Here is a 15,098-nt window from a genome sequence, read left to right as displayed (position 1 = left end):
GTTTGATTATGCCACGCGTTTGCAAATTCACCGGACGTAAGACCACCACCGGCCACACGTACACCACGCGCGGTAAAGCCAAATACCTCGGCGGTGTCGGCACCAAAATTACCGGCAAGACCAAGCGTACTTTTAAGCCGAATATCCAGTCCGTTCCCGCGGTTGTGGATGGTTCCCTTCAACGGGTCAAGGTCTCGACTAAAGCCATCCGTATGGGGCTGGTCACCAAGCCGCTGAAGCGGAAGTATGCATACAGACCTGCGACCGCGAGTCAGCCCGCAGCCGAGTAGTCCCATCAAGAGTGCCTGACAGCCAAATAGTTTTTCAAACGCCGGTTCGCTGGCGTTTTTTTTATGGAGGAACGGAGCGAATTGCAAAGTCGATGTATTTTTCGCAACTCTTGTTGTAAACACGGATTGGGTAATTCTATAAAACGTGATGGGGCAGTTCAGAATCAATTCGTGGACAAAATTCTGTGAGATTTTCATGATAAGTCAGCACTTTTGGTTGACTGATTCGATTCCTGTGATATTTCTTAAGGGTCGCAAAATAACGGCACAGCAAGCTGATGGATGTTCCCAAAAGTCTTGTTGATTACGGAGTTATGCGATACCGAAGCCTCGGGGCGGAGGGTGGTGGATTGAGTAGTCTTCGATGGGAGTCGGAGACGTAGTTTTTATGTGGCCGCTCCGCAAATAGTGCCCGGCGTCCGTACGGACCTCTCTACGGAGATGTCCCGTTCTCAGACGCCGCCGAACAGTTTGTAGCAGGCAGGTAGAGGCTTCCAACATGCCGTCGCGTGACGATCAAAAAAACGAGGTTCAGCAGGCAACTGACATCGTCCGGCTGATTGGCGAGCAGGTCTCGCTCAAGGCTCGGGGCAAGGAGTTTCTGGGGCTCTGTCCGTTTCACGATGACAAGAACCCGTCCATGCACGTCTCGCCCACGAAGCAGATTTACAAATGCTTTTCATGCGGTGCTGGTGGCGATGTGTTCAGCTTCGTGATGAATTATCACAAGATGAGTTTCCCCGATGCACTGAAACTGCTGGCGGACCGTACGGGGATCAAGCTGGTTCAGGGACGGGGCGGCGGGAGTCAGGAAGAGGAAAGCCCGACGGAGCGACAACGCATTGCCCGGGCCAACTCACAGGCGGTGGAGTTCTTTCGTGCGCTGCTTCGTCATCCCGATCATGGTCGGACGGCACGCGATTACATCGCCAAACGCAGGATCAGTGCTGAGATGGTCGAGGCGTTTCAGATCGGCTATGCAGCGGATCGTTGGGACGGTCTGGCCATGATGATCAATGAGAAAGCATGGGATGTGCAAGCCTTCGCCATGGCGGGGCTGATCTCGCCTCGTGAGCGCAGCCAAGATCTCGACCGATCGTCCTTTTATGATCGGATGCGACATCGCCTAATTTTTCCGATCTTCGATGCGATCGGCAGGCCCATAGCCTTTGGTGGCCGCAAGCTCCGCGACGAGGATGAGCCTAAGTACCTCAACAGTCCTGAGACCGTGCTCTTTAACAAGAGCGCGACGCTTTACGGCCTGCATATGGCCAAGAAGCCGATCATCGACACCAAGACAGCCGTCATCGTCGAGGGATACACCGATGTGATCGCCTGCCATCAGGCGGGTATCCGCAATGTGGTGGCAACGCTAGGGACCGCGCTGACACTTCAGCACGTGCAGGCATTGCGCCACTTCGCCGAAAAAGTCGTGCTTATCTATGACGGTGACGAGGCAGGGCAGAAAGCCGCCGACCGCGCCGTCGAAATATTTCTTACCGGCGAGATGGATGTCGCCTTCGTGGTTCTGCCCGAAGGAGTTGATCCTGCTGAGCTGTTTGAAATGCCCGATGGGGTCGAACAGTGGAACAAGTCAATTGCCGCGTCGGTCGATGCGCTGGAGTTTCAGTTCCGCCGGGTTCGTGTCCAGCTTAATGCCGCGACTACCGTGACCGGGAGTCAGCGCGTGGCGGAAGAGTATTTGACGAAGCTGGCATCTTTCGGTTTGTCGCAGACGAACGTGATCCGTAAGGCCATGGTAATCCAGCGTTTGGCGTCGATGCTGCACTTATCCGAGCAGGCCATTCAGGATTTACTGAAGCGATTGGCCCCTGTGCGTCGATCTCAGAACCCGCGTATCAGCACTGAAAACGGGGTTCAAAGCGGCTCCGATAATGAAATTGATAACTTGCGAGCGGACGTTGCCTCGCCTCAGAGTCAGCATAAAATGAAGGCTCTCGCACGGGCCGAGAGGCAGGTCATCGGGTGCCTGCTGCGGGAGCCAGGATTGTTTCACCAGATGCTGTCTGATGGCCGAACGCTCGACGAAGCGGTTACTCCCGCCGAGTTGATTACTCCGATCGGCCAGCGGTTGTATGGATCGCTTCATCAACGTCTAAGCGACGGGATCGAATTCACGATGAGTACCGTGCTCGCTGATCTCGCTTCGCAAAACCAGACCGATCTTACCGCACTGGCAACCCAGGCTGAGGCAGAGGTTGAGGCTGCCGCTGGCGATGCTGCCCACCTTCGTCAGATTCTGATCGCAGCGGGTGATGCGATTCGGCAATATCGTGAGGAAATCGAATACATCGAGGTTCGTCAGAGCTTTGAAGATAAATCAGGTGAAGGATTCGTCAACGACGACCAAGGCAGCGAGCTGCTGCGCAAGCTGATTGAACATCGTCGGACGCACCCCTCGCCGACAAGAATCGCGAGGTTGAGTTCCTAGTTTTCCAAAGTGTGAACGAGGCAAGGTCGTATGTGCGGCCTTGAGTAACCGGCGTGTGGCAGGAGTTCGGTTCAGGGGGCGTTGCGTGGAGCGCATGACGCCCGGAGATTTTGAAAGGGTGGTTTAAGGTGATTGCAGAGACGCATCCAGCCGTAGCGGAACTGATTGAAAGCGGAAAGCGGCGCGGGTTCATCACCTACGATGAGCTCAACACGCTCCTGCCCGATGAGATGGTCGAGCCTGATAAGCTCGATGAGTTGCTCGTGCGCTTCGACACCATGAGCATCCGACTCATCGACATTTCCGATGACCCAACGGTGCGGCAAATTGTGCCCGCCAAGCCGGTCCCCGTACCGCGGCAGACGCGGCCCAATGCAGCGGAGAAAAAAGCTGCGATCGCCTCGGCGAAGCTCGCTGCGGTCGAGGCAGCCAAAGCGACCGCCGCCGCCCGTGCCGCCAAGGGCGAAGCTCCGGTGGACGCGCGGATCGACGGCGAGGATGTCGAGGAGATCGACGAGGAACAGCTCCGCGCCGACATTGCCGAGGCGTTGAAGGAAGCTGCGACTCGCCGGATTGACGATCCCGTCCGCATGTATTTGACGCAGATGGGTGAGATCAGCCTGTTGACCCGCGAGGAGGAAATTCGCCTCGCCAAGAAGATCGAAACCACACGGATGATCTTCCGCCGTAAGGTGCTGGAGAATGACTACTCGATCACCGCAGCTGTGGAGATTCTCGAAATGGTCGATGAGGGTGACCTTCCCTTCGACCGTACGATGAAGATCAGCACAGCCGAGGACGATGCCAAGGGCAAGATCGCCGCACGTATTCCTGAGAACCTCAAAACCGTCCGCAAGCTTCTGGAGCTTAACCGTCACGATTGGATGGCGATGGAGGAAAACCATCGCATGGCCAAGGCCGAGAAGGACCAACTTCTGTCTGCGATCAAGAGTCGTCGCCGCAAGATGGCGACACTCATCGAGGAGCTTTCACTCCGGACGAGCAAGGTTCAGCCCTTGCTCAAGAAACTTCGCTCCATTTGTGAAAAGATGAACGAGCTGCGTCGTCAGTTGCACAAGGCGAATGACCAGCGTGGTGGTGTTGACCCCGAAGACAAGATGGTCATGAAAGAGGAATTGTCGGGACTCCGCTCGCTCGTGCTTGAGGAACCAGAGGAACTTCAGGCTCGCGTCCGTGAGATCACCACCGTGTTTGATGAATATGAGCGAGCTAAGCGCGATCTGTCGGGCGGTAACCTGCGACTGGTCGTCTCCATCGCCAAGAAATACCGCAACCGCGGCCTGTCGTTCCTGGACATCATTCAGGAAGGCAACACTGGCCTGATGCGTGCCGTGGATAAGTACGAGTTCAAGCGTGGCTTTAAGTTTTCAACTTATGCCACCTGGTGGATTCGTCAGGCGATTACCCGCGCCATCGCCGACCACGCCCGCACCATCCGTATTCCGGTGCACATGATTGAGACGATGAGCAAACTGCGCAACATTGCCAAGAACCTGCTTCAGGATCTTGGTCGTGAGCCGACCATCGAGGAGATTGCTGATATCGCCAAGATGCCGGTCGCCGAGGCACGGCGAGTCATGAAAATCAGCCGCCATCCGATTTCACTCGACCGCCCTGTCGGCGAGAGCGAAGACAGTTACTTCGGCGATTTCATTGAGGACGACAGCGTAGCTAACCCCAGCGAAACTGCGACAAGCGAAATGCTCCGAAACCGCATTGAGCAAGTGCTCAAGACGCTTACCTACCGTGAACGCGAGATCATCAAGCTGCGTTACGGTATCGGCGACGGTTACACCTACACGCTTGAGGAAGTCGGTCGGATCTTCAAAGTCACCCGCGAGCGCGTCCGTCAGGTTGAAGCCAAGGCTATCCGTAAGCTTCAGCACCCCGTGCGCAGCCGCAAACTCAGCGGATTCCTTGATGGCACCGTGGAGAGTGAAGTAGAGTAAAATTGTTCAGCATCGTGCCTACAGTTGTTTATTAACCGGCTAAATCAAAAAACAAAACGGGCGTGGGTCAATTGTGACCACGCCCGTTTTTATGCGCGATGAACCTTGGCTGTAGAGAGGATCACTCACGCGGCACGTCGGCCATCCTGACGAACCGCGGGTCCGCCGCCGAGGATGGTGCTTCGCCTCTTTCGATGGAATGATTGAGGAACCCGCCCCCACACCACGAAATCCTGGCCAACCAGCGATTTGATTCGCTCGAACCCGTGTGATCGCTCCAGCCAGCCGAATGTCGCACGTCCCCACGGTTCGATGCGATGATGCTTGGGTAGCCACGAAGGCAGCACGTAATTGAATGCTGGATGCACATGAACCCCGCTGATCCGTACGTCGCGTAGTCCCGCAGCCTCAAAGCGACATCGCATCTCGCCAGAGGTGAATGCTCGTTCAAAATCGTAACTGTGTGTAGCGGTCGTCTTGAGATGATGCTGATAGAAGACATTGAATCGATTAGGGCAAAATGCCAGTACCGTACCTCCCGGTCTTACAACGCGCGACATTTCATCAATGACCGTAGCCAGTGCTTCATCTGTGAAGTGTTCGAGTACGCCGCCGTTGAACGCCAGATCAAACTGGTCATCCGCCAGAGGAAGGGCGGTTGCACTGCCGCACACGGTTTTCAGGGGCAGCTTGAGAGAGTTGTAAAACTGCCTCGCAAGGTTGAGCCCTTGAATGGAAAAGTCCAGAGCAGTCACCTCGGCACCGCGCTGCGCGAACAGGATCGAGTCATGAGCCGGCCCGCTGCCTACCTCAATCACGCGCATCTGTGGAGTGATCGTGATTGTCCGTTCGAGGAATCCTCGACGCAGCCACCAAATATCCTGCCCGGTGAGTCGGGCGAGGTTTGGCGTAGCCAGCCATGGATCTTGTGAGGGATTCATGTGTGTAGGAGGCGAGCCATTTCATCAAGCTGCATGGCGACGGTGGCCAGATGAGCTTGCAGGAGTGGTTGTCGGTATCGACTGTGGTACATGACGCAGTGCACGCCGCACCGACTCGTCTGCCAGCCACCACGGATGCTTGATCAGGCTGTGGAAGAGAAATTTCCATGCCTTTTCGCCCTGGAGTTCCGCTTCCGCGAGGGTATAGATACGATCGCGAAGGTCGCAATTCATCCAGAGGTTGTAGCGTTGCGCCAGCGGCAGTCGGTCGCCGTAGCGACGTGCTGCCAGAATGTATTCCATACCTCGCCGTATGGCGATTTCCGGCTTCGCATCCTCCTCGCAATCGCGCCATCCTGCGGTGTTTTCGCTGATGACGGTCGGCACGTGGCCGATTGCCAGGAGGCGGCAGGAGAGTTCGTAATCGTGAGCGTATGGGAAAGCGGGATCAAACCACTCATTACCCGCCAGCAGTTCGCGTGAAAAGAAGCTTGACGCCAGAGGCAGAACCCCGGAATCATGCATGAGGAACGAAGCGAGTGAACCAGGCGCACGCGCGGCAAATCGACCGAGTGTCTCATCCCATTCGCCGATCCTCAGGCATTGAGCTACGAGCCAGTTCGTCGCGCCGCGGCCGGACATCTGTCGCACTGCGATGTCAATTGCGCCGGGCAGGAGCAGATGACCACTGGGAATGAAGGCAACGATGTCGCCCGTTGCGTGGGAGAGTCCAAGGTTGAGTGCTGCTGCGGTGCTGAGACCCGGTTCAATGAGACAGGTCAATTCATCTTCGTAGATCGAAATGAGTTTGTTACTCGAGTCGTCGGATCCTGTATCGACGACGATGTATTCGAGATTGTCATACCCCTGATCGAGCACGCTGCAAATGGTGCGCTCAATATATGTCTCTCGGTTATGGTTGACAGTGATGATTGAAACGCGGGGGACGGACACATCAGCAGACCGTGCGGTTGACGACATAGATGGTCACTCCGCGGATCGGTGCGGTGGGTTTGGCTCGGTGCCGGGAACTCTCACCGCTGACTCGATCCGGCAGTAATGAACATCGACCAAACCATGGCAGGAGTTAACGAAAAATCGGAATAATCGTCATAAACGGCCCGTGGTCGGCGCGAAGGATTCCTCGCCATACCCGCTAGGTGGCTCGTTTTCACATGGATTTAGCATTGTTTATGCTGCCCGCGATGTCTCAATGCCGGCAACTGTCAGCAGACGTTGATAGCCCCTGATCATCCGATCGCTGCTATTCCCCCTTGACGCCCGACGAGCGTTTTCACTAAGCCGGTTGGTCAGCTCTGGTGAGGCAGCCATCTTTGTCAGTCGTTGAGCCAGATCACGGGGATCGTGTGGATCGACGACAAATCCGGTTTTCCCGTCGGCGATCATTTCACTCATGGCGGTTAGTACCGGTTGCGTGAGTGACCCATCACGGCGGCGGCCGAGTACGGGCACTCCCAATGCCATCGCTTCGGGTACCACGTTGCCGTAAGCTTCATACACCGAGGGCAGCACCATCGCATCCATCGCAGCGTAGCCCGGCCCTGTGTCATCAAGTTTTCCCGTCCACGTAATGCGATCAGCGATATTTTTCTGTCGCGCGATTTGTTCCAGACGGGATCGATCTGGGCCGTCGCCGATTAATAGCAAGCGACCGTTGTGAATACGGGAGAACGCGAATGCCTCAAAAAGAAATCCCAGATCTTTGCAGGGATCGAGACGTCCTACGAATCCGATGACGAAATCGTCCGCACTTAATCCCCATCGTTGCCGTGAGGCAGTTCGATCAACGGGTGTTTTCGGTTGGGCGCCGTGAGGAACGACGTGGACATTGCGTCTCCGGCCGTAGTGTTGTTCGAGTTGCTGGGCGACATTGTCAGAACTGACGACCACGAGTGGAGCCATGCGATAAGCGAAGCGTTCGATGAGGATCTGTCCTCGCGGCACTCTCATGGAGGTGACAAAGGGATAACGGCGGCTGACCAGATGCATTGCAGCACCGCATCCGGCAGGGTTGTAGATCAGATCCGCAGTGCGACCTGCGGAGATCGTCGCGGCGGCGCTGTTAGGCTCGCTGGCCCAGATCATTCCGGCGGGCGTGTGCCGAGATACGATCCGTCGCCACCAGGCTATGCGCACCCACTCGCGCCAGCGCCATAGACGTCCGGGGTCCAGTGGCGGGACGCGCTGAATCGTGAGATTCGGCCTGGGACTTTCATGCGATGGAGACTGTGTGCGGTTTTCCGCTATGACCCGCGTGTGAAGGCCACGGTCAGCGAAACCGGTCGCGGTGTGCCACATATGCCGCTCGATACCGCCGTAGTTATCTGGCCAGAACCGATTGGCGAGGATCGTTACAGCTACCGGCCCATACTTGATGAATTGAAGGTTCATGCCGCCTCCGGAAGTGAGGACTTATCGAATAGTGCCGTACGAATCTCGCTGCTGGCGAGCCACCACGGACGTCGAGCTACGAGTGGCCAAAGCGGCGAGCCGTCAGGTCGGCGTGACAGCTCGATGGCGTAGCGTCGGGCACGATAGGCGATATTTCGCTTCAGCGCGATTCGCTCCCGCAGAGGAAGATGGCGTTCATACCTCCGAGCAACTTCAAGCCGCTCAAGTCCGAAACTCAGCGGCTGACTGCATCCCTTGCTGGCAGGATGAAGGCGAAAAGCAGCCAGCGCACCGCTAATAACCGCAGGTGCTTCTCCTGCTGCGAGCAGACGACAGTTGAACTCATAGTCAAAACAAAAATGCAGCGATGGATCAAACCAACCATGTTGATCGAAAAGTATCGATGACCAAAAGCTCGACGGCTGGGGTATGAACCCACTCGTGTGCATGAGATACCGGGCAAAGGATTCCGGCTGACGCGGGTGGATACATTCTTGTGGACAGCCATCTGCATCGATGGTCAGGTAGTCGCCGACCAGCCAGCGTATTCGACTATCCGCCATCTGGTTGGCCACATGACACAATGTGCCGGGAAGGTAAACATCATCACTGTTGATAAACGCGATGATGTCACCCGTTGCGGCTGCAAGTCCTTTATTGATCGCGTCAACCTGGCCTCGGTCTGGTTCGCTGATCCATCCGGCCAAATGTCTTTCATAGCGACGAATGACCTCAACGCTATTGTCTCGCGATCCGCCGTCAATAACGAAGTATTCAAGATTCGGATAATTCTGTTCGAGTACGCTTTGGATTGTATTTTCGAGAAACTCTCCTTGATTGAAACTCGGCGTGATAATGGTGATGCGTGGTTTCTCGTGCCGTGAATATCTCTTGGTGTTGTTTTGCGGTGACGAAAAAAACGGTATTGGTTTGCCCGCAGGCGCATCCGTTAACAAACACTGGATTTTCAGGTTGTTCTTGGGTTGTTGTGGAATGGGTGGCGTGGTCTTCTTTACTCGTATTTGATGCACAAAAAGCGACAATGCTGACCCAGCGAGCCACGTCGCGTAGATCGAACTTAATATCAGGCCGCGGAACCCCAATCGCCAGCCTGCGAAGTCGATCATGCTCCGTTTGAAGCCATTGATTGGATCAACCAATAGCCTTCGTATCGAAAACCGTTCACCGGAAGCGAAAAGTCCTTCTCCTTCGCGTGAGATATAGCGGAGATGTCTTTCAATCAGCGACAGGTAAGAATCAGACCAGTCGTGATGCACATGGTTGAGTTCAGTCGGCGTAATGGTCAGTTCGTCGCCGGTGTGAATCATCACCTGGCGATGGCTCAAGGGCTGGAGATTGCAGCGTTGGCGGTGAACAAGAAAACGCTTGAAGCGATTCGGACCTCCCCATACCGTTCCATCGAGCCGCTTGCCTTTGAAATAAAACTGCCACGGGAGCCGAACCGCGCCGGCAGCAGCACCAGAGGGGGTGCGCAGCATAGCAGCGATATCGCTCACCAGTCCTTCGGGAAACTGTTCATCGGGATCGACCATGAGCAGCCAGTCGTTCCGTGAATAACTCGCTGCCATGACACGGGCAGGCTCGACAATAGGCGTGAAGGGATGGGTGAGCACGATATCCGCATGCTCACGCGCCACGTCGTATGCCCCGTCGTGTGATCCGAGATCTACGACGATGCGCTGATCGCACCAGGCAAGCGACTTCAGGCATAGATCAAGCTTCGTGGCTTCATTGCGGCACACGACGATGGCGGTAATCTTCGGCAGATCATGTGGCCAATTGAAAATCACGCTGCTCTCCGAAACACTGCAACGCTGCCGCTATTCCACATCAACCGCTCAAAGCGAGTGTCAGCCGCTATGGTTTCATTCACAGCCTGGACGACACCCGGGCACCCCGGACCAAAATCATGAAACAGAACGAACCCTCCGGGTTGGATGCGGTCCTGTACAAGCTGAGCGTCGCGAAGCGTGTGGGTGTAGTCATGCCAGCCGTCGATAAATGCCAGCGCGAAACTGCCGCGGGTGACAGGCAAAACATCCTGTGAACAGGCAGCAAAGGTAAGTATGTGGCTTGTCAGGCCAAGTTGTGCAAGATTCGCGGCAAAGGTGTCGTAGGTGGAGGTGATGTTGGCTCGCACCAGACCGATCTTTCGCATCAGCTTTTGTTGACCGGTGAATTGTTGACCCGGTTCACCGGCACCGCTGAAGGGATCAATGCACCAGAGTTTGTCACTGCTGCCACGTTCCTCTATCGCACCGGCAAGAACAACCGAGCTGCGGCCGCAGAAGCTGCCGATCTCGACGAAATTACCCGAAGGTGCCTCAGTTGCCGCACGATGGAGCGCGGATGCTTCGAGATAAGTGAGCCATCCCGGGATATCCGCTGATGCGGCGAGATAGCGATTCCCCGTGCGACGGAGCGATGTTGCGTTCCATCGATCACGCCAGTGGTTCTCCACGATCGTACTGCGGCTGGCGAGACGCCACGCGAGAGCTTCATAGACACGAGTCACGCACTGGCTGGGCTTGCTGAGAATCGCATGCATCGCATTGACTCCTCATGCTGCATCACGGCGTGTGACAGGTGGTCCCGCGGCGACCGCGGGTGCCGGCTTCTTCCAATACGCCCACCACGTCCCCTCCAAGTGGCGGATGTCGAAGCCGCGCGCCCGCAGAGCGCAGCAGGCGGCATAACTGCCTCCCAGATGACCTTCCTGGCTCGGATGTGTGTCATGCAGGAGGACGACACCACCGGGCCTCATGTAATCGACGAGTTTAAGAAAGTCACTGAGCACATAGCTTGTGTCATGACAGGCATCCACGATCGCAAGGTCCACGCTCGACGGTGACAGCCATGCCGCAGGATCAAACTTCAAGCTGTCACAGAGAATCTGTTTAACACGACTCGCGTAGCCGCGAGCGCGGTACACCCGGCCAATAGTCTCAGCGTCGAGAGTGAAGGTTGTGCCTTCTCCACTGATTTGCTCAGGCAGCGCGTTAAGAGTGAAAACTCTGGCATCGCAATTGGCGCAGATATTCGCCACTGTGCTGCCCTGCGCTGTGCCGTATTCGAAGACGATCGCCGGCCTGATGGCGTGCACCAGCCGCATGAGCGGCGTGTAGTCGTCATGGTTCTGGTGTTTGGCAAAAGGCGGTAAACCAAGATCTTCCAGGATGACCTGATGTTTTTCGGGTAGCGGGGCGGCGATATCGTCGAGCTTGACTGAAGGCAGCGTTTCATCCAAAGCCCCGGCAACCGGCCGATACGCTGTGACCCGCGCTGGCACACCGGTGGCCACGGCATAGGGTGGAACGTCCCATTGCACGACCGAGCCGGGCTGAATCACGGCACCACGTCCGATTTTTACGCCAGGCATGACCGTACTTGCAGGACCGATCCATGCATCATCTTCGATGATGATCGGTTTCCCCGGCGTATTCTGCCGCATATTCAGTCGATCCTCAGCGGGTCGAAGCGTTGTCAGAACCACACCGCTTTCGATAGTTGCTCGTGCTCCTATGGCTATGCCTCCACGAGCATCAAGACGGACAAAGGCATCCAGCCGAGCGTCGGCCCCGATGATTGCTAGTTCCGGGTGAGCGATGGAAACCGTCGCGTCGATCTCCGCACGCTCGCCAAGGGAACGTAAGCGACGCGACCAGATCGCGCGGCGATAAATCGTCATGGCACCACTTGCTTGCCGATCAATCGCATGACCAAGACGGCTTTGGCCGTAGCGCCCCAGAGCGAAGCCACAAACGCGGCTTACTGTCTCTAGAGTTTTCAGAATAGCGCGATTAATCAAGCGCATTTACGACCTCCGTGCCTGTTGCCACCCAGCGCCGGATCACGCACGCCGTCGTAAATCCATACTTTGCCCGCTGCTTTAGCGCGGCGACGATTGATCCTGTGCAGCGTCTGCCAGTAGTACTCTTTGAGCGAGGCTGGTTTTTTCTCTTCTGGTTCAGCTGGCATGTAGCCCGCCGCCGGTCCGCCGATATGTTCCGCCAGTGCAGCCATATCTTCCGGGCGCATGCGACGACGATGGACCCAGACCTGTTGACAGGGAACCTGCTGAGGCGATGTCCAGCCCATGTAATTGGCAGCATCAGCCAGCAGCAAAGGCGAAAAATATTTGTAGAGCAATAGCGACAGCAATGCTTGATCGTGCCTATGGCGAGGCTCGGTTGCGGCAAGACATTCCTCGACGCCGGCGACTTTCATCGCTTCCGTAAGCAGAGGAGCCGCTTCGCCTGCCTTGTGGAATCCCATGACGCAACCTGCAACGGTCATCCGGTTGTTTCGAAATGACGGATCCAGCCGGCAGCCGCGGCAGGCAGCTACGGAAGCGTTTTCCGTCAGCGGATGGTGCGTAGCGACAGCGAAGTAGCCGAGTTTATCAATCGAGATAAATGCCTCATCAAGCGGTGCGAGCACGCATGCTCCTGCGTCGAGCCAGAGAATCTGTCTGGCGGGCGCATCGTTGAGGCACCAGATCTTCCACGCAAAATGCCGATTCCAGTGAGCGCAAAAAGCAGGCACCTGGCGGACGCAGACGCCATGACGGTGCAGTTCCATCAAAGTGGCTTCGTCAAGGCCGATGTCGTACACGATGACGTTGGGGTGATCAGGCCAGTTGGCGTGGAGCGATCCCAGCAGAGCCAGCAACGAAGGCCCGAAAGCTGCCGATGCACCTGTGATGATCATCCTGTCTTCCATGGTCAACCTGCCTTTCTCAGCGTGGCGTGCTGCTGCGTGGCGGGATTTCGGGCGTCATTGAGCAGCACCCAGCCAGCATTTCGTGTGTATTCGTAAACAAGTCCGGATGGCGCGGGAACACCCTCAGCATTGATGCGGACCGCCATCGGCAGATTCACATAACACGTGACTCCCGGGTCCACGAGATAGATCGAGAGGTAGTATTCGCCGCGTGTGATCGTCGGCAGTTGGATTGAGGCTTCAAGATGAAAAGCTCCAGAGGGCAACGTGGTCATCTCACCTGCAACGTGACGATGGCTGTAGGTTCCCAGCACGGTGCCTTCCGCGTCGAAGACCTGCGCTTCGAGCGTCAGCGGGAGCGGCGTGCGGAGCTGGCCCTCGACCACGACGTCGAGCTGAGTCATATTCGATGCCAGGTTCACCAGGTCGGAAGTTGAACCGTTGACTTTGACAGAGGAGAGCGCGACCTTGGAACCGGATCGTTCGAGGTGGCTGAGAATCGTACCGCTTCGGATCAGTCGTGATCCGAGATACTGGGAGACACAATCTTCAACGCCGCCGAAGAATCGTGCCTCCCCACCCTGCAGGAGCAGGCCTTTACCGCAGAGCTTGCGAACGGCAGCCATGTTGTGACTTACAAATAACACGGTGCGCCCGTGACCGGATGCGATGTCCTGCATTTTGCCCAGACATTTTTTCTGGAATGCCGCGTCACCAACGGCAAGAACTTCATCGATAATCAGGATCTCCGGCTCAAGATGTGCCGCCACCGCGAACGCCAGTCGTACCGCCATTCCTGATGAGTAATGTTTAACTGGAGTGTCGAGGAATTTTTCGACGCCGCTGAAATCCACAATCGCATCAAATCGAGAGGCGACTTCGCGTCGCGTCATGCCGAGAATGGTGCCGTTGAGATAAATATTTTCTCGCCCGCTCAGCTCAGGGTGAAAGCCCGTACCGACTTCCAGCAGGCTGGCGACACGGCCTCGTACGATCGCTTCACCCTCAGTCGGGTCTGTGATCTCGCTGAGAATTTTTAGTAGTGTGGATTTCCCCGCCCCGTTCGGGCCGACGATTCCAATCACTTCTCCCGGCTCCACGGTAAAACTCACATCTCGCAACGCCCATAGACAATCGTCATCATCCGGCAGAGGGGTGACGAATCCGCGTGCCGTATCGAGCAGACGAGTGACCTTACTCTGAATCATCTCGCGGAATGTTTGATCGATGGCTGCACGGCCACCCAGCGTGTAGCGCTTCGAGAGGTTGCGGGCGTCGATGGCGTATTTATGCGAAAGCATGGTCTTATCTCAGCAGTTCCCCCGCATTGGTGCGGTAATGCCGTAATTCACACGACATCCGCGAACCTCCGCTCTGTCCGAGCGAAGTACGCAACTCCAGCCATCAGACAGAGAATCGAAGTCGCCGCAGCGACACTCCACAGCGGGACGTCGATAGACCTGCCTAGCACAACAGCACGGAAGGCTTCGATCGTTCCCTGCATCGGATTAAGTGCCAGCAATTCGCGCAACCAGCTAGGCAGCACGTTCACGGGATAGACGACCGGAGTGACGAAGAACCAGATCTGTAACAGAAAGGGCACTACGAAACGGAAGTCGCGGTAGGAGACGGTTAGGGCTGCCAGCAGCACGCCGACGCCCAGTGCCGCTACGATCGTGTTAAGAACCAGCAGAGGCAGCAGGAGGATTGAAGCTGTCAGGCCGATCTGATACCACGCCATCATGGCCAGTAGAACGAGAAAAGAGAACGCATAATCAATCAGTGAAGCGCCGATCGAAGCGGCCGGCAATAACAATCGTGGAAAGTAAACCTTGCGTAGTAGATTGGCGTTACCGACCAGGCTTTGGCTCGATGCGGTGACAGCCGAGGTAAAAAGTGTCCAGGGCAGGAGACCCGCATAAAGAAAGATGGGGTAGGGGATGCCATCGGTTTTGTCCGCAACTCCGAGAAAGCGACCGAAAAAGGTAGTGAGCACGATCATCGTGACCAGCGGTTGCAGAATCGCCCATGCTGCACCGAGGATCGTCTGCTTGTAGCGCACCTGGATATCGCGCAGTGCGAGGATCCAAAGCAGATCGCGAAAACGCCACAGCCGCTCCAGATCGATGCTTTGCCACGCAGTGCGACAGCGCAACACTCGGGCACCATCAAGTGCTGGTTTAGACAGATACGATTGCGCCGTTGTTGGCTGTAGGTTCACACAGACTCCGATACCGGCAGGCATACAACCTGCACGATCGTTACAACCCGTAGAATCGCTATCGAAGGA

12 protein-coding genes are annotated in these 15,098 nt (G+C 56.3%); 3 read left to right on the top strand and 9 right to left on the bottom strand.

Translation table 11 applies throughout. The features are described from left to right. Window positions 1–8 precede the first annotated feature (8 nt). The 3 genes from rpmB (at window position 9) to rpoD (ending at window position 4,712) form a co-directional block, all read left to right on the top strand. On the top strand, window positions 9–290 hold the full coding sequence (gene rpmB / locus IT444_02280) for a 50S ribosomal protein L28 (protein MCC7191584.1): 282 nt from the start codon (window positions 9–11) through the stop codon (window positions 288–290). Between the two features lie 499 nt (window positions 291–789). Beyond that, a complete protein-coding gene (locus IT444_02275; protein MCC7191583.1) occupies window positions 790–2,742 on the top strand; it encodes a DNA primase in 1,953 nt (650 codons plus the stop codon). A 128-nt stretch (window positions 2,743–2,870) separates the two neighbouring features. Further along, on the top strand, window positions 2,871–4,712 hold the full coding sequence (gene rpoD, locus IT444_02270) for an RNA polymerase sigma factor RpoD (protein ID MCC7191582.1): 1,842 nt from the start codon (window positions 2,871–2,873) through the stop codon (window positions 4,710–4,712). Between the two features lie 125 nt (window positions 4,713–4,837). Here the strand turns inward: rpoD and IT444_02265 are convergent, their stop codons facing one another. The 9 genes from IT444_02265 to IT444_02225 all read right to left on the bottom strand — a co-directional run bounded on the left by IT444_02265 (window position 4,838) and on the right by IT444_02225 (window position 14,963). After that, window positions 4,838–5,653: a class I SAM-dependent methyltransferase gene (locus IT444_02265; protein MCC7191581.1), complete on the bottom strand. Its 816-nt coding sequence runs from the start codon at window positions 5,651–5,653 to the stop codon at window positions 4,838–4,840. A 24-nt stretch (window positions 5,654–5,677) separates the two neighbouring features. Next, complete coding sequence (locus IT444_02260; protein MCC7191580.1) at window positions 5,678–6,634, bottom strand: glycosyltransferase; 957 nt, start codon at window positions 6,632–6,634, stop codon at window positions 5,678–5,680. A 210-nt stretch (window positions 6,635–6,844) separates the two neighbouring features. After that, the gene (locus IT444_02255; protein MCC7191579.1) at window positions 6,845–8,065 is read right to left on the bottom strand and encodes a glycosyltransferase family 4 protein; all 1,221 of its coding nucleotides are present in this window, start codon (window positions 8,063–8,065) and stop codon (window positions 6,845–6,847) included. Beyond that, window positions 8,062–9,876 (bottom strand): glycosyltransferase, encoded by a 1,815-nt coding sequence (locus tag IT444_02250; GenBank protein ID MCC7191578.1) that lies wholly within the window; start codon window positions 9,874–9,876, stop codon window positions 8,062–8,064. The genes IT444_02255 and IT444_02250 overlap by 4 nt, the downstream gene beginning before the upstream one ends. Continuing rightward, window positions 9,873–10,634 (bottom strand): class I SAM-dependent methyltransferase, encoded by a 762-nt coding sequence (locus tag IT444_02245; protein ID MCC7191577.1) that lies wholly within the window; start codon window positions 10,632–10,634, stop codon window positions 9,873–9,875. The genes IT444_02250 and IT444_02245 overlap by 4 nt, the downstream gene beginning before the upstream one ends. 12 nt (window positions 10,635–10,646) lie before the next feature. Beyond that, window positions 10,647–11,900: a class I SAM-dependent methyltransferase gene (locus tag IT444_02240; GenBank protein MCC7191576.1), complete on the bottom strand. Its 1,254-nt coding sequence runs from the start codon at window positions 11,898–11,900 to the stop codon at window positions 10,647–10,649. Then, window positions 11,891–12,796: a hypothetical protein gene (locus IT444_02235; protein MCC7191575.1), complete on the bottom strand. Its 906-nt coding sequence runs from the start codon at window positions 12,794–12,796 to the stop codon at window positions 11,891–11,893. Before IT444_02235 ends, IT444_02240 begins: the two co-directional genes overlap by 10 nt. Before the next feature lie 14 nt (window positions 12,797–12,810). After that, window positions 12,811–14,109 (bottom strand): ABC transporter ATP-binding protein, encoded by a 1,299-nt coding sequence (locus IT444_02230; GenBank protein MCC7191574.1) that lies wholly within the window; start codon window positions 14,107–14,109, stop codon window positions 12,811–12,813. Between the two features lie 47 nt (window positions 14,110–14,156). Next, window positions 14,157–14,963, bottom strand: coding sequence for an ABC transporter permease (locus IT444_02225; GenBank protein ID MCC7191573.1), 807 nt, complete (start codon window positions 14,961–14,963; stop codon window positions 14,157–14,159). Window positions 14,964–15,098 lie beyond the last annotated feature (135 nt).

This window comes from Phycisphaeraceae bacterium (assembly GCA_020851465.1).
Lineage (GTDB): Bacteria > Planctomycetota > Phycisphaerae > Phycisphaerales > Phycisphaeraceae > JADZCR01.
The sequence above is the reverse complement of the archived record's forward strand: the minus strand, read 5'-3'. Positions and strand labels throughout refer to the sequence as shown.